The 22277-nt window shown below is 72.2% G+C and carries 18 protein-coding genes and 1 pseudogene; 7 read left to right on the top strand and 12 right to left on the bottom strand.

Annotated elements, in window-relative coordinates; all coding sequences use genetic code 11:
• Window positions 1-129: 129 nt before the first annotated feature.
• A pseudogene (locus ACZ4SF_RS01305) lies at window positions 130-357 on the top strand (dienelactone hydrolase family protein); the annotation flags it as partial.
• A 193-nt stretch (window positions 358-550) separates the two neighbouring features.
• Window positions 551-1279: a VC0807 family protein gene (locus ACZ4SF_RS01300; protein ID WP_468376568.1), complete on the top strand. Its 729-nt coding sequence runs from the start codon at window positions 551-553 to the stop codon at window positions 1277-1279.
• Between the two features lie 11 nt (window positions 1280-1290).
• Here ACZ4SF_RS01300 and ACZ4SF_RS01295 read toward each other — a convergent pair whose 3' ends face one another.
• Genes ACZ4SF_RS01295 through ACZ4SF_RS01285 form a run of 3 tightly spaced genes read right to left on the bottom strand, consistent with a single transcriptional unit; the run spans window position 1291 to window position 4417 of the window.
• A complete protein-coding gene (locus ACZ4SF_RS01295; RefSeq protein WP_468376565.1) occupies window positions 1291-2121 on the bottom strand; it encodes a sugar phosphate isomerase/epimerase family protein in 831 nt (276 codons plus the stop codon).
• A complete protein-coding gene (locus ACZ4SF_RS01290) occupies window positions 2118-3269 on the bottom strand; it encodes a dihydrodipicolinate synthase family protein (RefSeq protein ID WP_468376562.1) in 1152 nt (383 codons plus the stop codon). Before ACZ4SF_RS01290 ends, ACZ4SF_RS01295 begins: the two co-directional genes overlap by 4 nt.
• Window positions 3266-4417, bottom strand: coding sequence for a Gfo/Idh/MocA family protein (locus tag ACZ4SF_RS01285; RefSeq protein ID WP_468376560.1), 1152 nt, complete (start codon window positions 4415-4417; stop codon window positions 3266-3268). Before ACZ4SF_RS01285 ends, ACZ4SF_RS01290 begins: the two co-directional genes overlap by 4 nt.
• A 264-nt stretch (window positions 4418-4681) precedes the next feature.
• Between ACZ4SF_RS01285 and ACZ4SF_RS01280 the strand changes: the two genes are divergently transcribed.
• Window positions 4682-5731, top strand: coding sequence for a LacI family DNA-binding transcriptional regulator (locus ACZ4SF_RS01280; RefSeq protein ID WP_468376557.1), 1050 nt, complete (start codon window positions 4682-4684; stop codon window positions 5729-5731).
• 117 nt (window positions 5732-5848) lie between these two features.
• Window positions 5849-6034 carry a YxiG-like protein gene (locus ACZ4SF_RS01275; protein ID WP_468378257.1) on the top strand — a complete coding sequence of 62 codons (186 nt, stop codon included), beginning with the start codon at window positions 5849-5851 and terminating at the stop codon, window positions 6032-6034.
• A gap of 70 nt (window positions 6035-6104) precedes the next feature.
• On the opposite strand, the gene ACZ4SF_RS01270 is transcribed toward ACZ4SF_RS01275, so the two are convergent.
• Window positions 6105-7457: a hypothetical protein gene (locus ACZ4SF_RS01270; RefSeq protein WP_468376554.1), complete on the bottom strand. Its 1353-nt coding sequence runs from the start codon at window positions 7455-7457 to the stop codon at window positions 6105-6107.
• A gap of 142 nt (window positions 7458-7599) precedes the next feature.
• Between ACZ4SF_RS01270 and ACZ4SF_RS01265 the strand changes: the two genes are divergently transcribed.
• The gene (locus ACZ4SF_RS01265; protein WP_468376552.1) at window positions 7600-7773 is read left to right on the top strand and encodes a hypothetical protein; all 174 of its coding nucleotides are present in this window, start codon (window positions 7600-7602) and stop codon (window positions 7771-7773) included.
• Between the two features lie 230 nt (window positions 7774-8003).
• Entirely contained in the window at window positions 8004-8804 is an 801-nt protein-coding gene (locus ACZ4SF_RS01260; RefSeq protein WP_468376549.1) for a sugar phosphate isomerase/epimerase family protein, read from the top strand.
• Window positions 8805-8868: 64 nt separating this feature from the next.
• On the opposite strand, the gene ACZ4SF_RS01255 is transcribed toward ACZ4SF_RS01260, so the two are convergent.
• Both ACZ4SF_RS01255 and aroA read right to left on the bottom strand, forming a co-directional pair.
• Complete coding sequence (locus tag ACZ4SF_RS01255; RefSeq protein WP_468376547.1) at window positions 8869-9465, bottom strand: RBBP9/YdeN family alpha/beta hydrolase; 597 nt, start codon at window positions 9463-9465, stop codon at window positions 8869-8871.
• 145 nt (window positions 9466-9610) lie between these two features.
• Complete coding sequence (aroA, locus tag ACZ4SF_RS01250) at window positions 9611-10846, bottom strand: 3-phosphoshikimate 1-carboxyvinyltransferase (protein WP_468376545.1); 1236 nt, start codon at window positions 10844-10846, stop codon at window positions 9611-9613.
• A 189-nt stretch (window positions 10847-11035) separates the two neighbouring features.
• On the opposite strand from aroA, the gene ACZ4SF_RS01245 reads away from it, so the two are divergent.
• Window positions 11036-12895, top strand: a complete 1860-nt coding sequence (locus ACZ4SF_RS01245) for a glycoside hydrolase family 3 protein (RefSeq protein ID WP_468376542.1) — start codon at window positions 11036-11038, stop codon at window positions 12893-12895.
• A 21-nt stretch (window positions 12896-12916) separates the two neighbouring features.
• Here ACZ4SF_RS01245 and ACZ4SF_RS01240 read toward each other — a convergent pair whose 3' ends face one another.
• The 6 genes from ACZ4SF_RS01240 to ACZ4SF_RS01215 form a co-directional block, all read right to left on the bottom strand.
• Window positions 12917-14326 (bottom strand): S28 family serine protease, encoded by a 1410-nt coding sequence (locus ACZ4SF_RS01240; RefSeq protein ID WP_468376539.1) that lies wholly within the window; start codon window positions 14324-14326, stop codon window positions 12917-12919.
• Between the two features lie 92 nt (window positions 14327-14418).
• On the bottom strand, window positions 14419-14811 hold the full coding sequence (locus ACZ4SF_RS01235) for a hypothetical protein (protein ID WP_468376536.1): 393 nt from the start codon (window positions 14809-14811) through the stop codon (window positions 14419-14421).
• 135 nt (window positions 14812-14946) lie between these two features.
• Entirely contained in the window at window positions 14947-18666 is a 3720-nt protein-coding gene (locus tag ACZ4SF_RS01230; protein ID WP_468376534.1) for an ABC transporter ATP-binding protein, read from the bottom strand.
• A 214-nt stretch (window positions 18667-18880) separates the two neighbouring features.
• Window positions 18881-19939, bottom strand: a complete 1059-nt coding sequence (locus ACZ4SF_RS01225; RefSeq protein WP_468376532.1) for an esterase-like activity of phytase family protein — start codon at window positions 19937-19939, stop codon at window positions 18881-18883.
• A 53-nt stretch (window positions 19940-19992) separates the two neighbouring features.
• On the bottom strand, window positions 19993-20913 hold the full coding sequence (locus ACZ4SF_RS01220; protein WP_468376529.1) for a serine hydrolase: 921 nt from the start codon (window positions 20911-20913) through the stop codon (window positions 19993-19995).
• A gap of 423 nt (window positions 20914-21336) precedes the next feature.
• On the bottom strand, window positions 21337-22260 hold the full coding sequence (locus tag ACZ4SF_RS01215) for a serine hydrolase (RefSeq protein WP_468376527.1): 924 nt from the start codon (window positions 22258-22260) through the stop codon (window positions 21337-21339).
• Window positions 22261-22277: the final 17 nt, after the last annotated feature.

Below are 22277 nucleotides of genomic sequence, written 5' to 3'. Positions count from 1 at the left end.
CTTGTTTCACTAAATCGCTAACTTTGCAGCTCAAAGCCCATATTTTGTTGCAATGGTTCTGCCTGTAATGCAACGAACGCCATTCCGACTCGTTGCAATGGGTGAGAATGAACGCTCTGCCGGCCTCGGATGGCACTCGGCCCGGACGGCCAGGCCGACGCCTTCGCGGCCTGCCCCGGCCATGGCGAGCGGCACCCTGGAGTGCTGCTGCACTCGGACGCCTTCGATGTGCGGCCCGAGTCGGAGCAGAAGGCCCGCGAACTGGCCGGCCACGGGTACTACGCGCTCCTCCCGCACCTCTACCACCGGCACGGCCCGGCACCGGTGACCGAACTTCCCGAGCACATCGGAGAGGAGAACGCGGAGCCGGCGGGTGAAGGACGCGGGCGGTGCGGAAGCGGGCGGTGCGTAAGGCGTGGAGACGTCCGGCTCAGGGGCGCCTGACGGACACCCACCAGTTCTTGCCAAAAAGGAAGTTGGTCATGAATGATCACGCCGACCACTTCCGTCAGCAGGAACACCAGGGGGAGCCATGCCTGCGCAGGATGCCATGGACACGCCAATCAGGCCGGACGCGCGGGCCGTGCAGACGGAGGAACGCCCGCTGCCGCCCGCCCGGTCCGGGGGGAGCGCCGCAGGTGGCTGGATCCTCACCATCGCGCTGAACGTGGCGGCGCCGATCCTCACCTACAACGCCCTGCGTGACCAGGGGTGGAGCGAGTTCGCCGCGCTGCTGGCAAGCGGTGCCTGGCCGGTGGTCGACAGTGCCGTGCACCTCGCCTGGCGGCGCCGCCTCGACGAGTTCGCCGTCGTGACCCTGGTGTTCCTGGTCATCACGGCCGTCGTCTCACTCGTCGGGCCCCACTCGGCCCGGGCCCTGCTGGTCAAGGACTCGGCCGTCACCGGCCTTTTCGGCCTGCTGTGCCTCGCGACGCTGCTGGCGCCGCGACCGCTCATGTTCTACTTCGGCCGCAAGTTCGCCACCGACGGCACCCCCGCGAGCACCTCTTGGTGGAACGGCCTCTGGCAGTTCGAGGGGTTCCGCACGACCGTACGGACGATGACGACGGTGTGGGGCGTGGCCTACTGCCTCGAAGCCGTCGTCCGCATCGCCCTGGCCTGCGCGCTGAGCACCGACACCATGGTGACCCTCAGCCCGGTCCTGATCTACGGCGTCCTCGCAGGCCTCATCGTGTGGACGGCCATGTACGGCAAGCGGGCGCGGCGCAGAGGCGAGGAACGCGCCGCCGCGGCCGCCTCCGCCGCCGCCCAGGGCTAGGCGGTTCTCCCTCAGGAGACGTGCTCCGCGAATCGTGCCGCCGTCTCCGCCAGCACCTCGCGGCCGTCGCGCGCCCACAGACCCTCGTTGAACAGCTCGACCTCGATGGGGCCGGTGTAGCCGGCGGTCTCCACGTATCCCCTCCACTCCCGCATGTCGATCGCGCCGTCCCCGAGCTGGCCCCGGCCGTCGAGGGCGCCCGCGGGCAGGGGAGTGGTCCAGTCGGCGAGCTGGAAGGCGTGGATCCGGCCGGCCGCGCCTGCCCGGGCGATCTGCGCGGGGGCGTTGTCGTCCCACCAGACGTGGTACGTGTCCACGGCCACCCCGACCTGGTGCGCGGGGAAGCGTTCGGCCAGGTCCAGGGCCTGGGCGAGGGTCGACACCACGCAGCGGTCGGCGGCGTACATCGGGTGCAGGGGTTCGATGGCGAGGCGGACCCCGTGGTGCTCGGCGTACGGCGCGAGCACGGCCAGGGCGTCCGCGACCCGTTCGCGGGCCGCGCGCAGGTCCTTGGCGCCGGGCGGAAGACCGCCCGAGACCAGGACCAGGGTGTCGGTGCCCAGGGTGGCCGCCTCCTCCACCGCACGGCGGTTGTCGGCCAGCGCCCTCGCCCGCTCGGACGGGCCGGCCGCCGTGAGGAAGCCGCCCCGGCACAAGGTCGTGACGGTCAGGCCCGCGTCCCGGACCAGCCTGGCGGTCTCCTCCAGTCCGTGCTCACGGACCGGCCCGCGCCACAGACCTGCCCGGGTGATGCCCAACCGGCCGCAGGCGGCGGCTAGTTCCGGCAGAGACAGCTGCTTCACCGTCATCTGGTTGATGCTGAGACGGGCGAGAGCGGTCATCGGTCCACCCCGTACAACGACAGCAGGGTCTTCATGCGTTCCTCGGCGAGCCCGGGATCCGGGAACAGGCCGAGTCCGTCGGCCAGCTCGTAGGCGCGGGCCAGGTGCGGCAGCGAGCGCGCCGACTGCAGGCCGCCGACCATGGTGAAGTGGGACTGATGGCCCGCGAGCCAGGCGAGGAGGACGACGCCCGTCTTGTAGAAGCGGACCGGTGCCTGGAAGAGGTGGCGGGCGAGCGCGACCGTCGGGTCCAGCAGCGCGCGGAAGCCCGCCGCATCGCCCGAGTCCAGCGCCCGTACGGCCGCCGCCGCCAGTGGTCCGAGCGGGTTGAAGATGCCGAGCAGCGCGTGGCTGAAGCCCTTCTCGTCGCCGGCGATCAGCCCGGGGTAGTGGAAGTCGTCGCCGGTGTAGCAGCGCACGCCCCGCGGGAGGCGGCGGCGCAGGCCGGTCTCCCGCTGCGGGTCCAGCAGCGACACCTTGATGCCGTCCACCTTGTCCGGGTGCGCCGAGATCACCTCCAGCAAGGTGTCCGTCGCCGTGTCCGGGTCGGACGAGCCCCAGTAGCCGTCCAGGTCCGGGTCGAACACGGGGCCCAGCCAGTGCAGGATCACCGGCTCGGCGGCCTGGCGCAGGAGGTGGCCGTAGACGTCGAGGTAGTCCTCGGGGCCCTTCGCCGTGGCGGCCAGGGCGCGGGAGGCCATCAGGACGGCCCGGGCGCCCGACTCCTCGACGACGGCGAGCTGTTCCTCGTAGGCGGCGCGGACGTCGGCGAGGGTGCCGCCGGTGAGCTGGTCGGTGCCGGCTCCGCAGGCGATCCGGCCGCCCACGCCGCGCGCCTCCGCCGCCGACCGGCGGATCAACTCGGCCGCGGCCGCCCAGTCCAGGCCCATGCCGCGCTGGGCGGTGTCCATCGCCTCGGCGACACCGAGACCGTGGGACCACAGGTGGCGGCGGAAGGCGAGGGTGGCGTCCCAGTCGACGGCGGCGGGCGCGCCGGGGGACACGTCGGCGAGCGGATCGGCGACGACGTGGGCCGCCGAGAAGACCGTACGGGAGGTGAGGGGGGTGCCGGGCGAGACGGCCAGTGGTTCGGCGCGGGGCTCGTACGTGCGCAGGGTGCCGCCGGCGGAGGGGAGCTGGATGGTCACAGGGTGATCTCCGGTACGTCGATGCGGCGGCCCTCGGCGCAGGATCGAAGGCCCAGTTCGGCGAGCTGCACACCGCGGGCACCGGCCAGCAGGTCCCAGCGGTAGGGCGAGTCGGCGTGGACGTGCCTGAGGAACAGCTCCCACTGGGCCTTGAAGCCGTTGTCGAACACGGCGTTGTCGGGGACCTCCTGCCACTGGTCGCGGAAGGCCTCGGTGGCGGGGACGTCCGGGTTCCAGACGGGCTTCGGGGTCGCCGAACGGTGCTGCACCCGGCACGTGCGCAGCCCGGCCACGGCGGAGCCCTCCGTGCCGTCCACCTGGAACTCCACCAGTTCGTCGCGGTGGACGCGGACGGCCCAGGAGGAGTTGATCTGGGCGACGGCGCCGCCCTCCAGCTCGAAGACGCCGTAGACGGCGTCGTCGGCGGTGACGTCGTACGGCTTGCCGTTCTCGTCCCAGCGCTGCGGGATGTGGGTCGTGGCCAGGGCCTGCACGGACTTCACGCGGCCGAACAGCTCGCGCAGCACGTACTCCCAGTGCGGGAACATGTCGACGACGATGCCGCCGCCGTCCTCGGCACGGTAGTTCCAGGAGGGCCGCTGGGCGGGCTGCCAGTCGCCCTCGAAGACCCAGTAGCCGAACTCGCCGCGGACGGACAGGACTCGGCCGAAGAAGCCGCCGTCGACGAGCCGCTTCAGCTTGAGCAGGCCCGGCAGGAAGATCTTGTCCTGGACGACGCCGTGCTTGACGCCCTTCTCCCGGGCCAGGCGGGCCAGTTGCAGGGCACCCGCGAGGCCGGTCGCCGTCGGCTTCTCGGTGTAGACGTGCTTGCCGGCGGCGATCGCCTTGGCGAGGGCCTCCTCCCGGGCGGAGGTGGCCTGGGAGTCGAAGTAGATGTCGACGGTGGGATCGGCGAGGACCGCGTCGATGTCGGTGGAGACGTGCTCCAGGCCGTGCCGTCCGGCGATCTCCCTCAGGGCGTGCTCACGCCTCCCGAGCAGGACCGGCTCGGGCCAGAGCACGCTGCCGTCGCCGAGGTCGAGGCCGCCCTGGTCGCGCAGGGCGAGGATCGACCGGACGAGGTGCTGGCGGTAGCCCATGCGTCCGGTCACGCCGTTCATGGCGATACGCACCGTCTTGCGTGTCACGTCAGTCCCTTCGTGGGCGCCGCGCGCCCCGTCCGGCAGCGGCGGCTGCCGTGGGGCGGCAGTACAGTGAGAGCAGTGCAGCAAGCGCTTTCTACACGTCCGAAGCTAGCCCTTGCTCCGAGTCCGTACAAGACCGTGCCCCCTTCGAGTTGTTCGAGGGGGCGAACAACTCGGGGCCATGGCCTTAAGGTCTGTCGGAACCAGGACGCATGCCCGACTGTCTACGAGGGCGTACGACACGATGCGCGACCGAAGGACGACGACATGACGGTGACCCTGGCGGACGTGGCGGCCCGCGCCCAGGTCTCCCCCGCGACGGTGTCGCGCGTACTGAACGGCAACTACCCGGTCGCCGCTTCCACGCGCGAGCGGGTGCTGCGGGCGGTGGACGAGCTGGACTACGTCCTCAACGGCCCCGCCAGCGCGCTCGCCGCGGCCACCTCCGACCTCGTCGGCATCCTCGTCAACGACATCGCCGACCCCTTCTTCGGGATCATGGCCGGCGCGATCCAGGCGGAGATCGGCGGTCCGGGCGGCCGGGCCGGCGGTGAACGCCTCGCGGTCGTGTGCAACACCGGCGGCTCCCCCGAGCGCGAACTGACCTACCTGACCCTCCTCCAGCGGCAGCGGGCCGCGGCCGTGGTGCTGACCGGCGGGGCCGTGGAGACGCCGCCGCACGCGGAGGCCGTCGCGGCGAAGCTGCGGAAGCTGGCGGAGGCCGGGACACGGGTGGTGCTGTGCGGGCGCCCGCCCGCGCCGGACACCGAGTCCGTCGCGCTGACCTTCGAGAACCGGGGTGGTGCCCGGGCGCTGACCGAGCACCTCATCGGCCTCGGCCACCGCCGGCTCGGTTACATAGCCGGGCCGAAGGAACGGACGACCACCCGGCACCGCCTGGAGGGCCACCGGGCCGCGCTCGGCGCGGCGGGCATCGAGGACGACCCGCGCCGGACGGTGTACGGCCGTTACGACCGCCGGTCCGGCCACGAGGCGACGCTGGAGCTGCTGCGCCGCGACCCCTCCCTGACGGCGATCGTGGCCGCGAACGACTCCGTCGCCCTCGGCGCATGCGCCGCCCTGCGCGAGTCCGGCCTGCGCATCCCCGAGGACGTCTCGGTGGCCGGCTTCGACGACCTGCCGTTCAGCATCGACGCGGTACCGGCCCTCACCACGGTCCGCCTCCCCCTGGCGGAGGCGGGCGCCCGGGCCGGCCGTATCGCGATGGGCCGCGAGGAGCCCCCGCCCGGCGGGATCGCCTCGGTGCGGGGGGAGTTGATGGTGCGCGGGTCCTCCGGGGTGCCGCGGGCTTCCTGACGGCGCGCGGCCGCACGTTCACCGGAGCCGCCCGAACCGGACCGGCTCCGGAAAGCCGCGCCCCTTCGCCGGCCCGGGCAGACCCCGCCGACCCGGCACGGTCCGGACGGCGGGCGCCTGGGCCTGTCCGATGGAGCCGAACTTCGTCCCGGGCCGGAGGCTGCCCGCCGCTGGACGAAGGCTGTCTGGATCGACTTCCGTGAGGTCCGCCTCGAGACCAGCGCGCACGACGTGACCTTGGCCTTCCCGGACCTTCGGGTGAGTGGGGTCCCGTTCGGACACGCACCCTTCATCGCGGGCTGAGGACCTGAGACACCGTGCAACAGCTGCAGCCCCGGCCATCCGGCTCCGGACGTGACCGGCCGGACAGGTCCTAGGCGTCCGGAGTCTCCCCGGTCAGGCCGAGCAGTGCCCCCACGTGGAGGACGAGGCCACGGTCGGCGGCGGTGCGGCCTGCCAGGAGCCCGACGAGGCCGCCCGCGCTGGAGAACGCGGGGGCGCCGGTGAGGCCGGTGGTGAGGTCTCCGGTGACCCGCAGCCAGTCCCCCGTACGGCCCGTGACCTCCAGGACGCACGAGTAGGGGCCCTGCATCGCGTGAGCGCTCACCAGGAGCCGGCCGCCGGGCACCAGCCGCCGGTCGAGGGCCGGCGGCGACGGCGGAAGGGGCATCGGCTCCGACAGACGCAGGGCCACGAGCGAGTACGGCCGTCCCTGGTGGGTGATCGTGTGGCGCACGACGGCGACGCCCCGGGCACGCCGGTCACCGCGCAGGATCGTCGCCTCGTCGAGCGTGGAGCCCTCCGGTCCGCCGTGCGCCAGACCGTCCAGCGTGACCACCGTGCGGGCAGCGACGAGCAGTCCGTTGCCGAGGTGCCGGCCACCGTCGTCGCACACCCGGACGGTCACCGACTCGACGTGGTCCTCGTCCACCTGCCAGCCGTCGGTGATCACCGAGACGTCTCCGTGGACCGTGCCGATCTGGTACATGGGCCCCGCCGTTCCGCCCACCGGGCGAGGGCCGGCCCCTACGTCCGGCAGCGGCCCCTCCAGTGCCGGAACGGTCCCCTCCGCCCCCTCCGCCCCCGTCGGGGGCTCCTCCGCCTCCGCCAGCTGACGTTCCAGCTGCTCGCACCGTTCCTCCGCCTGCCGGTGCAGGTTCCGTACCCGGGCCAGCTCCTCCTGGAGTTCCCGGATCTCCGCCTGCAGCCGCGCCCGTTCCTGGTCCGGTTCCCCGGCCGGCTCGCCGGCCTGCTGCTCCGTGAGCGGCCCGGTCACGGACAGCAGCTCACGGTTGCGCATCTCCAGGTCGTGCATGCGGTGCTCGCGATCCTGCAGGGTGTCCTCCAGCCAGCGTTCGCGCGCCGCCGCCCGCCGTGCGTCCCGGTCCGCGTCGGCCAGCTTCCGTTCCAGCAACTGCACCCTGTGCGCCGGACTGCTGCCCGCTCCGACCGCCGCCGTGTGCCGCTTGCGCAGCAGCTCGACCGTCTCCTGCGTCGGCACGGTGCCACGACTCTCGGCGACGTCGTGCAGCAGGTTGAGTACGAATTCCCAGGGCGGCAGGCGCAGTCCGCTGAGATAGCGGGAGACGGTGCCGGAGTCGTAGGACCGGCGGGCCGCGTACCGGCGGACGGAGACGCCCAGGCCGGCGAAGAGGTCTCGTAACGCACCGGCCAGGGCAGCCACTTCCGGCGGCAGCCCGTCGTCGATCCGCTTCAGCTCGCTCATCGCTCCGCGCCCCCATCGTGTGCACCCCTGGTGCTGCCAGTCGTCCGGCAGCACCGCTGCATCTGCCGCAGCACCCCGTGCCCCGGCGAGCCTGGGCGTACGCCGTCAGGTACGACACCCAACCAGGAACGGGGACTTCACCATGCCGCAGCACAGCAAGGGTTTCAGGGATCTGCTCGTTTTCCTCGCCGTTCTCCTCACCACCGCCGTGCTCGTGCTGCGCGGTGTGGCACCCGAGTCGCTGGCGACGATCGCCGTCGCCGTCTCCGGTCTCTACGCGGCCTGGCGCGGCAACGGCGGCCCGCCACAGCGATGAGTCCGGCGGGCTCCTCCGCCCGGCCGGGCGATGCGGACCATTCGGGGGATTCTCGAAGGCGTCCCGGCGGCGGAGTCCGGGGAGTCCGTGCCGCCGGGCCCCGGCCGGATCAGGCGGGCTGGATCGTGCAGTGCCACGGCGCCCTGCGGCCCCTCGGCCGGGCCCCGGTCGGCCAGGACCGGCGGCCGGGGTTGCATGGCCCCGGCGAATGAGGGGTACGGTCCGTTTCCATGAAGCTGGCGTTCTCCACACTCGGTGTCCCCGGCCTGCCCGTCCCGGAGGTCCTGGCGCTCGCGACCGCGCACGGCTACCACGGCGTGGAGCTGCGCGCCCATCCGGAGGAACCGGTGCACCCGGGCCTGGCCCCGGCCGAACGCGCCGACGTCGCGGCCCTGTTCAAGGACGCCGGGGTCGCGGTCCTGGGCCTCGCCGGGTACGTGCGCGTCGCCGCTCCCGGCGAGGACGAGCCGGTACTGGCGGAGATCCGTGACCTCCTCCAGCTGGCCCATGACCTGGGTGCCCCCTACGTCCGCGTCTTCCCCGGCGCCGAGCCGGAGCAGCCCCGCGAGGAGTCCGACGCGCTCGCCGCCCGGCGGCTCGGCACCGCCGCGGAGGACGCCTCCGCGCTCGGCGTGCGGATCCTGCTGGAGACCCATGACTCGCACCGCACCGGCGCCGACGTGATCCGGGTCCTCGGCCCGGTCGGCCACCGTCAGGTGGGCGCGCTGTGGGACGTGATGCACACCTGGCTGGGCGGCGAACAGCCGTCGGACAGCTACGCGGCGCTCGCCCCGCACCTGGGATACGTCCAGGTCAAGGACATCTCATCGGCCGAGGACAGGACCCCGCTGCCGCTCGGCGCGGGCGTGCTGCCGCTCGCCGAGTGCGTGGACGTCCTGTCCCGGCACGACTGGGACGGCTGGCTGTGCTGGGAGTACGAGAAGCGCTGGTACGAGGGGGCCGCCCCGCTGCCGGAGCTGCTGGGCGCGGGCCGGGACCACTTGCTGCGGCTGCTGGGCGAGGCGGCGTAGGCCGGGCACGTCACCCGGCAGCGGTCCGTCGTGCCGTGAGCGGTGCGGTGGCGGCCGAGCGCCGTCACCCGTCAGCGGCCTGACGCGCCGTGAGCGGTGCGGTGCCGTGGAGGCACCAGTCCAGCACGGCCGGCCAGGGTCCGTAGCCGGCGTCCAGGTCCAGGTGGGCGGCGCCCGGCAGGATGTCGGCGGGGATGCCCAGCGGCTCGGCGAAGAGGCGGCCGGCGCCCTCGGGGCAGTACGGGTCGTCGTCGCCCGCGACCAGCCGCGCCGGCCCCGGCAGGACGAAGTCGAGGCGGGGCGGGGCGAAGTCGGTGACCTCCGGGAACCGGGCGAGGACGGATCCGGACGGCGGCGCGACCAGCAGCACCCGGTCCGCGAGCCGCAGCTGCTCCATGCCCCGGGCGGCGGCGTGCAGCCACAGCACTGCGGATGCGCTGTGGGCCACCACGACCCGCTCCCCCGAGCCGTCCATCTCCTCCAGGTGGCGGGCGAGTTCGCGGAGCCAGACCTCGAGGTCGGGATCGTCCGGGTCGGGCAGCTGCGGGTAGCCGACGCAGTGGCCGAGTGCGGTGAGCCGGTCGGCGAGCCAGTGCTGCCAGTGCGCCTCGGGGCGGTGGTTCTGCCAGCCGTGCAGGACGAGATACGCGCGCGTGGTCATGGCCGTGATCCTTTCCTCGGCCGTCGCTCCACGTCCAGCCGATGTTTTTGCGGGGAACGGGTCAGCGGGGCCTTCACGGTCCGGGCCTGGGCCGAGAGGGGGATCCGGTGCCGGCCGCCGTCCGCGAAGAGCTGCCGGCCTCCCGTCAGCTGACGGCGGGCAGCGCCGCGAATGCCTCGTGGAAGCCGGGGAACGTCTTGCGCACGCAGCCGGGGTCGTCGTAGGTCAGGTCCTGCGTGCGCAGGGCGGTGACGGCGAACGACATCACGATGCGGTGGTCGCCGAAGGTCTTGATCTCGACTCCGGGGGCGGGCGTGCCGGGCCGGATCTCGATCCAGTCGGGGCCGGTCGCCACCTGCACGCCGAGCCGCCGCAGGTTGTCCGCGCAGGCCTCCAGGCGGTCGCACTCCTTCACCCGGGTGTTGGCCACGTCCTCGATGCGCACCGGCCCCGAGGCGAACGGCGCGATCGCGGCCAGCGTCGGCATGGTGTCGGAGATGTCCCGCATGGTGACCGTGAGCCCGCGCAGCTCCCCCGTGCCGCGTACCGTCGTACGGTCCTCGGCCACCTCCACGTGTGCGCCCATCCGCCGCAGCACCTCCACGAAGCGCAGGTCGCCCTGGAGCGCGCCGGCGCCGAGGCCGGGCACGGTGATCTCACGGCCGGGAGTGACGGCGGCCGCGGCGAAGAAGTAGCTCGCGGTGGAGGCGTCGGGCTCGATGGCGTAGGTGGTGGCCCGGTAGCCGCCGGGCGGGACCTCGTACACCGTGCCGTCCCGGACGACGTCCACGCCGAAGGCCCGCATCATCGCGAGGGTGATCTCCACGTACGGCGCCGAGACCAGGTCGGTCACCCGGATCCGCAGTCCGGTGCGGGTGAGCGGGCCGAGCAGCAGCAGTGCGGTCAGGTACTGGGAGGACTCGCCGGCGTCCAGCACGACCTCGCCGCCCTGCACGCCGGCCGCGTGCACGGTGAGCGGGTGGTGGCCCTCGGCCTCCTCGTGCCGCAGGTCGACGCCGAGGTCGCGCAGGGCACGGGTGAGCGGGCCGAGGGGGCGGCGACGCATCTGCGGGGAGGCGTCGAAGCGGTAGGTGCCGTGACCGGCGGCGGCCAGGGTGGGCAGGAAGCGGGCGGTGGTGGCGCCGTCGCGGCAGAAGACGTCGGCCTCGGTGTGCGCCGGTCCCTGCGGGCGGCCGTCCACCTGCCAGCTGTCGGGGGTGCGGCCGACCCGGTAGCCGAGCCGGGTGAGTCCCTCCGCGAAGCCCTCCGTGTCGTCGGAGCGCAGGGGCCGTACGAGGGTGCTGACACCGTCGGCCGCCGCGGCGAGGAAGAGCGCGCGGGCGGTGATGGACTTCGATCCGGGGATGTCGACTGCGGGCATGGCCGCATGATGACGGCTCGTCCGGGGTCCGGTCACGCATGTCCAGGGGCTGGACGCGCCCTCCGCCGGAATGCGCGGGCGGCGGCCCCTTCGTGGTTACTGTGCATTCCCTTGACGGAAAGAAACTTCCCGGATATTGGTGACTCCTCGGAAGTTTCCTTCAGCGGTTCTCCTCTGGAAGGAGCGCACGTGCACGACACCAGCACGGGAAGCACGGGAAGCACGGGAAACACCGCACGGCCGTCCAGACGCGCCGTCCTCGCCGCCGGCGCGGGTCTCACCGCCGCGCTGACCGTACCGACGACCGCTCACGCCGCCGTGCCCGGCGCCCACGGCGCCCACGACGAGCGCCGGCTGCGCGCCCTGGTCTCCGGGATGACGCTGGAGGAGAAGGTCGGCCAGCTCTTCGTGATGCGGGTCTACGGCCACTCCGCCACCGCCCCCGACCAGGCCGACGTCGACGCCAACCTGAAGGAGATCGGCGTCCGCACCGCCGCCGAGCTGATCGCGCAGTACCGCGTCGGCGGCATCATCTACTTCACCTGGGCGCACAACACCCGTGACCCGCACCAGATCGCGGACCTGTCCAACGGCATCCAGCGGGCCTGTCTGGAGCAGCCGCGCGGTCTGCCGGCGCTCATCGCCACCGACCAGGAGCACGGCGCCGTCTGCCGGGTCGGCAAGCCCGCGACCCTCTTCCCGGGCGCGATGGCGATCGGCGCGGGCGGCTCCCGGTCCGACGCCCGCACCCTGGGCCGGATCTCCGGCGCCGAGCTGCGCGCGATGGGCATCAACCAGGACTACTCCCCCGACGCCGACGTGAACGTGAACCCGGCCAACCCGGTCATCGGCGTACGGTCCTTCGGCGCCGACCCGGAGGCGGTCGCCGGACTCGTCGCCGCCGAGGTGAGGGGCTATCAGGCGTCCCGGGTCGCGGCCACCGCCAAGCACTTCCCGGGCCACGGGGACACCGCCGTCGACAGCCACTACGGCTTCCCGGTCATCACCCACAGCCGGGAGCTGTGGGAGAAGCTGGACGCGGTGCCGTTCCGGGCGGCGATCGAGGCGGGCATCGACTCGGTCATGACCGCACACATCCAGTTCCCTGCGCTGGACGGCTCCGGCGACCCGGCCACCCTCTCCCACCCGGTCCTCACCGGCATCCTGCGCGGCGAACTCGGCTACGACGGGGTCGTGATCACCGACTCGCTCGGGATGGAGGGCGTGCGCACCAAGTACGGTGACGACCGGGTGCCGGTGCTCGCGCTGAAGGCCGGCGTGGACCAGCTGCTCAACCCGCCGAGGCTGGACGTGGCCTGGCAGGCGGTGCTGAAGGCCGTGCAGGACGGCGAGCTGACCGAGGCCCGCCTGGACGAATCGATCCTGCGCATCCTGCGTCTGAAGGCCCGGCTCGGACTCTTCCGCGACCCCTGGGCCGACCCGGCGGACGTCGACCGCACGGTGGGCACCGAGGCCCACCTGGCCGCCGCCGGCCGCATCGCCGAACGCACCACCACGCTGCTGGTCAACGAGGGCGACGTCCTGCCTCTCGACCGCCGCAGGCAGGGCAGGGTCCTGGTCGTCGGCGCCGACCCGGCCTCGCCGTCCGGCACCACCGGACCGCCCACCGGCGTCCTGGCCGCCGCCCTCACCGGACTCGGCTTCACCGCCACGGCCCTGTCCACCGGCACCGCGCCCTCCGCCGCGACGATCGGCAAGGCGGTCACGGCCGCGCAGGACGCGGACGCGGTGGTCGTGGGCACGTACAACGTGACGGCGGGCAGTTCCCAGCGGACCCTGGTGGACCGGCTGCTGGCGACGGGCAAGCCGGTGGTCGTGGTGGCGGTCCGCAACCCGTACGACGTCGCGCAGTTCCCTTCCGTCCGGGCCTTCCTGGCCACGTACTGCTGGACGGACGTCGAACTGCGCGCCGCTGCACGGGTGATCGCCGGCCGGGTGGCACCGCGCGGGAAACTGCCGGTGCCGGTGCAGCGGGCCGACGATCCCACGCGGGTGCTGTACCCGATCGGGCACGGGCTGACGTACTAGCGACGGGCCCGCCCGGCCTGCTCAGGGCCGCAGCGCGGGCTCCCGCTCCACGTCCCGGCCGTCGAGCTTCGCGTCGTACTTCGCCAGCGGCTTCGCCTGGGCCACGGCGGCCGGGGAGACGCCCGCCCACTGCAGGATGCGGGCCGTGGCGAGGGACTTCTGGTCCGGGACCAGGCCCGCCACGTTCGCGCCGTGGTTCATGCCGGGCGCGGTGAAGACGTAGGAGTCACGGGCGCCCGCACCGGGCCGGAAGCGCTCCGATCCCCACGGGTCGTTCTGGCCGTAGACGAAGAGCATGTGCGTGGCGTGGTGCCTCACCCAGGAGTCCACGTCCCGCATCGCCCGCGGCTGGAAGCGCATCGGGATGGAGCGGGGCACGAAGTTGCGCGGCGGCTGGTAACCGTAGCGGATCAACTTCCGCTCGATGTAAGGGAAGTGGATGGTGGGGGCGCCGAGCTGGGTGCCGGCCTGGTAGTAGTACGGCGTGTAGGTCTCCAGCCCCTGGTCGGTGTAGGCGGAGAAGCCGGAGATGGTGTCGACCGAGTTCCAGATCTCGTCGTCGCTCGCGGTGGCCGCGTCCGCCGGGATCGTCTCGCAGTCCTTCAGCAGGCTGTACTGCCAGAAGCCCCACACGTAGTCGAGGACGACGGCCTCGTACGCCCTGTCCAGGCTGCCGATGGTGGCGAAGGTGTAGCCGTTGTCGGAGGCGTACTTCGCGTACCTCTTCTCCAGCGGCTCGCGGCGCACCAGCGCCTCGCGCTGGACGGCGTTCAGCCGGTCCCGGCACTCCTTGGTGCCGACGCGGGTGAAGAAGCGGTCGTAGGCGGAGTCCTCCTTGTTCACGACGTCGTTGGGGGCGACGTAGGCGACGACGCCGTCCATGTCGCGCGGGTAGAAACGCTCGTAGTAGGTGGCCGTCATGCCGCCCTTGGAGCCGCCCGTGGCCAGCCAGTTGGCGGAGTAGAGCGGCTTCAGCGCCGCGTAGACCCGGTGCTGGTCGCTGGCCGCCTGCCAGATGTCGAGCTTCGACCAGTCGGCCGGGGCGGGACGGGACGGGGTGAAGAAGCGGTACTCCAGGGAGACCTGGTTGCCGTCCACGATCTGGGTGGGCTCGCGGCGCGAGGGGGTCGTGGAGACGTTGTAGCCGCTGGTGTAGAAGACCGTGGGGCGGCTGGTGTCCTTGTGCAGCACGGTGATCCGCTGCTGGAAGGTGCCGCGGTCCGGGTGGCGGTGGTCCACCGGCTGGGTGTAGTTCAGGACGAAGTAGCGGTAGCCGGGATACGGCTTCTCCTGGACCAGGCTCATGCCGGGTATCGACAGGAGCCGGTCCTTGATGTCGGTGGGCTCGGCGGCGGTGGCCGCACCGGCCGCGGTGCTCAGCGTGCCTATGAAGACCGTGAGCGCCAGCAGCCATCTGAGCGCCTTGCGCATGCGCACTCTCCCCTGTGAGACAGATGTGCGCCGGAAGCTATCCCAGCAACTGCTGTCACACCAGAGGGAATTGGCGGCTCCAGATCATCCGCTCAGCACAGGATCCAGCCGGAACTGACGGAGTAGCGGCCCACCGAGCCGCGGATCCAGACACAGCGGTGGCCCGCGTTCACCGTCACCGGGCCGGCGTGGTGCTTGTAGCGGCCCTTGTCTACGACCGGGAGGTTGCCGCGGGCCTGCACGCTGACCGACATGGTCTGGGCGCGGCCGGGGTGTTTGGCGACGGTGACGGCGCAGACGTAGCCGTTGCGCTTGTAGACGTGGGTGACGCCGGTTCTGAACGGCAGGGTCCGCACCTCGCGCCCGGCGCAGCTGCCGGCCGTGCCGGCCTGCGCGGTACCCGCTGCCGTGAATGCCAAGGCGCCGGACGCGGCCAGAACGGCCGCACCGAGCGCCAGTCGCCGGCGTATCGCACCACTGTCCACTGTCGTCCTCCCCGTACCGCGGTCACACTCCCCCGTGCCCGTACTGATGTACGGACGCACGACATATGTCGGATGGTTGCACGACCGTCAGCGGTACGTGCCGACGGGGGTGCCCCGCGCCCGCGGCACCTGGCCTCAGCGGGACGCCCCGACCGGCTCCTCCGGCTCCGACCGGCCCACGAAGGTCCGCCACAGCTCGGCGTAGCGGCCACCGCGGGCGAGGAGTTCCTCGTGCGTGCCGTCCTCGGCGACCCGGCCGTGGTCCATGACCACCACCCGGTCCGCGCGGGCAGCCGTGGTCAGCCGGTGGGCGACCACGAGAGTCGTACGGCGGCCCGCCAGGCGGTCGGTGGCCTGGTTGACCTGCGCCTCGGTGGCCAGGTCCAGGGCGGCCGTGGCCTCGTCCAGCAGCAGGACGTCGGGGTCGACCAGTTCGGCGCGGGCCAGGGCGATCAGCTGGCGCTGGCCCGCCGAGAGGTTGCGCCCGCGTTCGGCGACCTCGTGCAGATAGCCGCCCTCCAGCGTGGCGATCATCTCGTGCGCACCGACCGCGCGGGCCGCGGCCTCCACCTCGGCGTCGGTGGCGTCGGGGCGGCCGTAGGCGATGGCGTCACGGACGGTGCCCGGGAAGAGGTACGCCTCCTGCGGGACGACCCCGAGCCGGTGCCGGTACGAGGTGAGATCCAGGGCGCGCAGGTCCGTGCCGTCCACGGTGACCCGCCCGCCGGTGGGGTCGTAGAACCGGGCGACCAGCTTGACCAGCGTCGACTTTCCGGCGCCGGTCTCACCGACGAAGGCGACCGTCTGCCCCGCCGGGACCGTCAGGTCGATGCCCGTCAGCGCCTCCTCGTCCTCGCCGTAGGAGAAGTGCACGTCCTCGAAGGTGATGTCACCGCGCAGGGACCGCACACCGAGCGGCTCCTCGGCGGACTCGGTGGAGGTCGGCTCGCGCAGCAGCTCCTGGATACGGCCCAGCGAGACCGTGGCCTGCTGGTAGCCGTCGAAGACCTGGGAGAGCTGCTGGACGGGGGCGAAGAACAGGTCGATGTAGAGCAGGTAGGCCACCAGCGCGCCGGTGGTGAGGGTGGCCGCCTCCACCCGGCCGGCGCCCGCGATCAGCACGGCCGCCGCGGCGACCGAGGACAGCAGCTGCACGAACGGGAAGTAGACGGATATCAGCCACTGGCCGCGGATGCGGGCGCTGCGGTAGCCGTCGCTGCGCTCGGCGAAGCGCCGCCCGCCGTCCCGCTCGCGCCGGAAGGCCTGCACGATCCGGAGCCCGGCCACGGTCTCCTGCAGGTCGGCGTTCACCGTCGAGACGCGCTCGCGGGCGAGTTCGTACGCCTTCACGCTCGCCCGGCGGAAGAAGAAGGTGGCCACGACCAGCGGGGGCAGGGTGGCGAAGACGACCAGGGCGAGCTGTACGTCGAGCACCAGCAGGGCGACCATGATCCCGAAGAAGGTGACGACCGAGACGAACGCCGTGACCAGTCCGGTCTGCAGGAACGTCGACAGCGCGTCGACGTCGGTCGTCATGCGCGTCATGATCCGGCCGGTCAGTTCGCGCTCGTAGTAGTCGAGCCCGAGCCGCTGGAGCTGGGCGAAGATCTTCAGCCGCAGCGTGTACAGCACACGCTCACCGGTACGGCCGGTCATCCGGGTCTCGCCGATCTGCGCCACCCACTGCACCAGCACGGTCAGCAGGCCGAGCAGGGACGCCGACCACACCGCGCCGATCGCCATCCTGGTCACGCCGGAGTCGATGCCGTGCCGGATCAGCACCGGCAGCAGCAGGCCCGCGCCCGCGTCCACGGCGACCAGCGACAGGCTGACCAGCAGGGGCAGCCGGAACCCGGCCAGCAGCCGGCGCAGACCGTAGGAGTCCTCGGGGCGGACCGCACTTTCCTCGTCGACGTCCGGGGTGTCGGTGGCCGGGGGCAGCGCCTCGACCTTGGCGAGGAGTTCCGGGGTGGCCGGGGTGCCGGAGAGCGCCTGGTCCTTGGGGGCGCGGTCACCGTTCCACAGCCTGGGGGTGACTCCGCGCTCGGCGTCGAACTCGGCGTCCAGCTCCTCGCGCACGGAGGTGTCCTCGCTCGGCACGGCCGGTGCCACGTGACCCGGCGAGACGCCGCCCAGCTCGTCCGGGTCGGTGAGCAGCCGGCGGTAGAGGGCCGAGCGCTGCTGGAGTTCCTCGTGGGTGCCGACGTCGGCGAGCCGGCCGCCGTCCAGGACGGCGATGCGGTCGGCGAGGTTCAGGGTGGAGCGGCGGTGGGCGATCAGCAGGGTCGTACGGCCCTGCATGACCTGCTGCAGCGCCTCGTGGATCTCGTGCTCTATCCGGGCGTCCACGGCCGAGGTGGCGTCGTCCAGGACGAGCAGCCGCGGGTCGGTGAGCAGGGCGCGGGCGAGCGCGATGCGCTGGCGCTGGCCGCCGGAGAGGGTGAGTCCGTGCTCGCCGACCTTGGTGTCGTAGCCGTCCGGCAGCTCCCTGATGAAACGGTCCGCCTGGGCGGCGCGGGCGGCGGCCTCGATCTCCTCCTGCGTGGCGTCCGGGCAGCCGTAGGCGATGTTGCTGCGCACGGTGTCGGAGAAGAGGAACGAATCTTCAGGCACCAGGCCGATCGCGGCCCGCAGCGAGTCCAGGGTCAGCTCGCGCACGTCGTGGCCGCCGATCAGGACGGCACCGTGCGTGACGTCGTAGAAGCGCGGCAGGAGCAGGGACACGGTGGACTTGCCGGAGCCGGAGGAGCCGACTACGGCCAGGGTCTCGCCCGGCCGGATCTCGAAGCTGAGCCCTTCGAGGACGGGGCGCTCGTCGGCGTACCCGAAGGACACATCGTCGAACTCGACCGTCGCGGGCGCGTCGGCGGGCAGCTCCTTGGTGCCGTCCTTCAGGGTCGGCTCGGTGTCGATCAGCTCCAGGACCCGCTCGGTGCCGGCCCGGGCCTGCTGGCCGACCGTGAGGACCATCGCGAGCATCCGGACCGGGCCGACCAGCTGGGCGAGGTAGGTGGAGAAGGCCACGAAGGTGCCGAGCGTGATGTGCCCGCGTACGGCGAGCCAGCCGCCGAGGGCCAGCATGGCGACCTGGCCGAGCGCCGGGACGGCCTGCAGGGCCGGGGTGTACTTGCTGTTCAGGCGGATCGTGCGGAGTCGTCCGGCGAACAGGCGGCGGCCGACCTCGCGCAGCTTCCCGGTCTCCTGCTCCTCCTGCCCGAAGCCCTTCACCACGCGTACGCCGCTCACCGCGCCGTCGACCACCCCGGCGACGGCGGCGGCCTGGGCCTGGGCGTACCAGGTGGCCGGGTGCAGCCTGCTGCGGCTGCGCCCGGCGATCCAGGCGAGGGCGGGTGCGACGGCCAGGGCGACCAGGGTCAGCGGCAGCGACAGCCACGCCATGATCACCAGGGAGATCAGGAAGAGCAGGACGTTCCCGACGGTCATCGGGAGCATGAAGAGCAGGCTCTGGATCAGCTGGAGGTCGCTGGTGGCACGGCCGACGACCTGTCCGGTGGACAGCTCGTCCTGGCGGCGGCCGTCCAGCCGGGTGATCGTGCCGTACATCTCGGTCCGCAGGTCGTGCTGGACGTCCAGGGCGAGCCGGCCGCCGTAGTAGCGGCGTATGTAGGTGAGGGCGTAGACGAGGACGGCCGCGCCTGTCAGGGCGCCGGCCCAGGGGGCCATGGCGCGGGTGTGGTCGCCGATGACGTCGTCGATGATCACCTTGGTGATCAGCGGGACGACGGCCATGACGGCCATGCCGGCCAGGGACGAGCCCAGAGCGAGGATCACGTCCGTGGGATAACGCCAGGCGTACTCCGCGAGTCGTCTTGCCCATCCCCGTTGCGTCGCCACGCCGGTGCCCTCCAGTTTTTCGGCCTGCTCTACCGGAAGACACCAACGTCCTGGGGCGGCGATTTCATCCCGCCGTAACAAATCCCGCCGTGACAGTTGCCGGGTGCGGCCGCCCGGCGGGGCGGCGGCTTCGTCGTGGTTTCCCGCGCCCCCGCGGCGCAGCCGCATGCCGCTACGGCCCCGCGCCCCCGTCAGGCCGGCTGTCGCACCGGACTCAGATCGCCACCCGCAAGGAGTAGAACCGGGTCGTCTGGGCCGCGTTCTGGTTGTCGTCGCTGACCAGGAGGACCTTCAGGCGGCCCCGGTGGTCGCGGCCCGTGATCGTCATGCCCTCGATGTTGTCCAGCAGCGGATTCGGCTGGGGCTGCTTCGCCGTGGCACCCAGGGAGGGGCAGGCGGCGATGTCCGCGAGGAGGGTCTTCTTGATCAGGCGGACGTCCGGCTGTCCCGTCAGGTGCTCGGTGGTGCCGGTGTCCGTGGCGTGGCGGGGGTCGGCCAGGTAGAGGCGGACCGTGTTGCCGACGCCGGCGGTGAAGCCGCGCTCCAGGACCAGCAGGCGGCCGTCGGGGGTGGCCTGGACCTCGGGGACGCCGAGGCCGGTGTCGGTGCGGTAGGCGTACTGGGCGGAGAGCTCGAAGCGGCCCTCGTGGCGCTCCCAGGTCTGGAAGCGGACGATGCCGGGCGAGTCGCCCGCGAGGGCGTACTCCATGGAGGCCAGCAGGGCGCGGCCGCCGGGCAGCAGGGTCAGGCCCTCGAAGGTCTGGTTGGCGGTGGCGCGGCCGGCCGGGGCGACCTGGAGGGAGGGGGGCACCGGGAGCCGCTCGAGGAGCGTGCCGGTGCGGGAGTAGCGGCGGACGGACGGCTCGGTTTCCGAGGTGATGAGCAGGGTGCCGACGGCAGTCCCCCCGGTCGAGCGGGGCCGGGACGGGGGCTGGTCGACGACGAGGCCCTCGGAGTCGAGGTCGGCGCCCCTCTCGTCGGCGAGGTGGACGGCCGCCTCCGGCTTCAGGGTGCGGGCGTCCAGCCGGAACAGCAACGAGCGGTCCGCCAGGGCCAGGAGCGAGCCGTCCCGGTCCACGGCGAGCGCGGAGAAGTTGCCGACGAAGGTGCCGTCGTACGTCGTCTTGTCGAGCGCGTCCGAGAAGCGGTCGAGAAGGACGCGGGGTGAACAGGCGTGGCTGCTGGGCGGGTTGGCGGCGGCCGGCCCGGCGGTGAGGCAAGTGGCCGCCGCCAGGCCGGCGGTGAGGCCGGCGAGTACGGTTCTCAGGCGCATGGCCGTCACCGTAGAGCCCGTCGGTGACGTACGGGAGACCGCCTCGTGAAACGTCAGCCCTGCGGCGGTGCGGCGACGAACGCCTCGGTCGGCCGGCTGGTCGGGACGTAGCGGGTGACGCCGGAGGTGGTGGGCACCAGGTCCTTGTGGATCGCCTTGGCGACGTTCTGGATGGTGGTCACGCCGTAGTCCATGGTGCTGTTGTCCTGCGTCAGCACGCTGATCATGTAGTCGTGGCCGGCGCCGTTGAAGGTGCCGAGGCTGTGCACCCGCCAGCCGTGCGTGGAGCGCTGCAGCCAGCCGTTCTTGACGTGCACGGCGACGGAGGACGGCGCACCGGCCGGGGTCCCCCAGCGCTGGTCCGCGACGACCTGGCCCATCAGCTTCAGGATGTACGAACGGGAGTTGTCGCTGAGCACGCTGTTCTTGGCGGTGATCAGCTTGAGCAGCTTCTGCTCGTCGGTGACGTTCTCCTGGGTCAGACCCCAGTAACCATCGGCGCCCGGCACGGTCTTCGTCATCCCGGCCGCGGTCAGGAAGCCCTGGACCTTCGCCACACCGAGCTGCTTCCACAGCTTGCTGGTCGCGTCGTTGTCCGACTGGGTGATCATGGCCTTGGCGAGTGCGTCCTCGGTGTCGGTCAGGTACCGGTTCTGCTTCTTCGCGTCCCACAGCAGCGTGGCGAGCACGGTCACCTTGACGGTGCTGGCCGAGTCGAAGGCGGTGGTGGCGTTCAGCGTGCAGGTGGTCTTGGTGCTGCGGTCGTACAGGCCGACGGCGACGGTGCCCTTGCGGTCCGCCAGGGCGGCCGTGATGTCCTTCTTCAGCTTGTCGGCGAGGCCGGCCTTGGCGGACGTGCAGTTGACGGTGCCCGTCGGTGCCGCCGTGGCCGGAGGGGCGGCGGCACCGACGAGCAGCGTGGCGCCGAGGGCGGTCGTGAGCACTCCGGCGCGGCCGGATATCCGGTGGGTCATGAAGAACTTCCCCCTTGAACGTCGTTCGGTCGTCCTGCGGATGCCGTCGGACGCATCCCGCACCGCCTGCCGCGGCGGCCGGGACGAACGACGGCTGTACGCATGTTCGCAGGAACGGGAGTTCGGCGAGTCGGGGGGTTGGCCACCGGGACGGCAGCACGTCGGCACGGACCGCCGACGGGCAACTCACTTACGTCGGCGACCCGTTCACGCCGGCTGGTGCCGCCCGTGCGCGTTCGTGCGCCCCGCCGTGCCTCTTTCACGGCCGCCGCCGGCCCCCCGCGAGGCTCGGCGCCACGGCCGCCGGCCCGTCGTGGCCTGTCCGACGGTCCCGGGGATGCCGGCAGGACAGGGACGGGCCTCGCGAAGGCAATCGCGAGACCAGTGGCGGGGCCTCGCGAGGGCGGCCGCGAGGCCGTGCACTCAGCCCTGCGGCGGTGCGGCGACGAACGCCTCGGTCGGCCGGCTGGTCGGGACGTAGCGGGTGACGCCGGAGGTGGTGGGCACCAGGTCCTTGTGGATCGCCTTGGCGACGTTCTGGATGGTGGTCACGCCGTAGCTCATGGTGCTGTTGTCCTGCGTCAGCACGCTGATCATGTAGTCGTGGCCGGCGCCGTTGAAGGTGCCGAGGCTGTGCACCCGCCAGCCGTGCGTGGAGCGCTGCAGCCAGCCGTTCTTGACGTGCACGGCGACGGAGGACGGGGCGCCGGCGGGCGTGCCCCAGCGCTGCGAGGAGACGACCTGGCCCATCAGCTTCAGGATGTAGGAACGGGCGTTGTCGCTGAGCACGCTGTTCTTGGCGGTGATCAGCTTGAGCAGCTTCTGCTCGTCGGTGACGTTCTCCTGGGTCAGACCCCAGTAACCGTTCGCGCCCGGCACGGTCTTCGTCATCCCGGCGGCGGACAGGAAGCCCTTGATCTTCGTCATGCCCAGCTGCTTCCACAGCTTGCTGGTCGCGGTGTTGTCGGACTGGGTGATCATGGCCTTGGCGAGCGACTGCTCGGTGCTCGTCAGGTACCGGTTGTGCTTCTTCGCGTCCCACAGCAGCGTGGCGAGCACGGTCACCTTGACGGTGCTGGCCGAGTCGTAGGCACTGGTGGCGCGCAGCGTGCAGGTGGTCTTGGTGCTGCGGTCGTACAGGCCGACGGCGACCGTGCCCTTGCGGTTCGCCAGCGCGGCCGTGATGTCCTTCTTCAGCTTGTCGGCCAGGCCCGCCTTGGCGGACGTGCAGGTCACGGTCGGCGCGACCGCGACAGCGGGCGTGGCCGCGGTGACGGCGGGTATGACCAGCGCGGCGCTGAGCGCAGCCGCGAGCACCCCAGCCCGGCTGGATGTCCGGTAAGTCATGAAAAGTTCCCCTTGAG

It is taken from the genome of Streptomyces sp. NPDC027663 (assembly GCF_055566415.1).
This window is presented reverse-complemented; position numbering and strand designations above follow the sequence as displayed.

Bases quoted from the DNA above. Each gene is read 5' to 3' on its own strand.
- ACZ4SF_RS01300 (WP_468376568.1), top strand. From the start codon at position 551: ATGGACACGCCAATCAGGCCGGACGCGCGGGCCGTGCAGACGGAGGAA.
- ACZ4SF_RS01295 (WP_468376565.1), bottom strand. From the start codon at position 2,121: ATGACCGCTCTCGCCCGTCTCAGCATCAACCAGATGACGGTGAAGCAG.
- ACZ4SF_RS01280 (WP_468376557.1), top strand. From the start codon at position 4,682: ATGACGGTGACCCTGGCGGACGTGGCGGCCCGCGCCCAGGTCTCCCCC.
- ACZ4SF_RS01270 (WP_468376554.1), bottom strand. From the start codon at position 7,457: ATGAGCGAGCTGAAGCGGATCGACGACGGGCTGCCGCCGGAAGTGGCT.
- ACZ4SF_RS01265 (WP_468376552.1), top strand. From the start codon at position 7,600: ATGCCGCAGCACAGCAAGGGTTTCAGGGATCTGCTCGTTTTCCTCGCC.
- ACZ4SF_RS01260 (WP_468376549.1), top strand. From the start codon at position 8,004: ATGAAGCTGGCGTTCTCCACACTCGGTGTCCCCGGCCTGCCCGTCCCG.
- ACZ4SF_RS01255 (WP_468376547.1), bottom strand. From the start codon at position 9,465: ATGACCACGCGCGCGTATCTCGTCCTGCACGGCTGGCAGAACCACCGC.
- aroA (WP_468376545.1), bottom strand. From the start codon at position 10,846: ATGCCCGCAGTCGACATCCCCGGATCGAAGTCCATCACCGCCCGCGCG.
- ACZ4SF_RS01240 (WP_468376539.1), bottom strand. From the start codon at position 14,326: ATGCGCAAGGCGCTCAGATGGCTGCTGGCGCTCACGGTCTTCATAGGC.
- ACZ4SF_RS01225 (WP_468376532.1), bottom strand. From the start codon at position 19,939: ATGCGCCTGAGAACCGTACTCGCCGGCCTCACCGCCGGCCTGGCGGCG.
- ACZ4SF_RS01220 (WP_468376529.1), bottom strand. From the start codon at position 20,913: ATGACCCACCGGATATCCGGCCGCGCCGGAGTGCTCACGACCGCCCTC.
- ACZ4SF_RS01215 (WP_468376527.1), bottom strand. From the start codon at position 22,260: ATGACTTACCGGACATCCAGCCGGGCTGGGGTGCTCGCGGCTGCGCTC.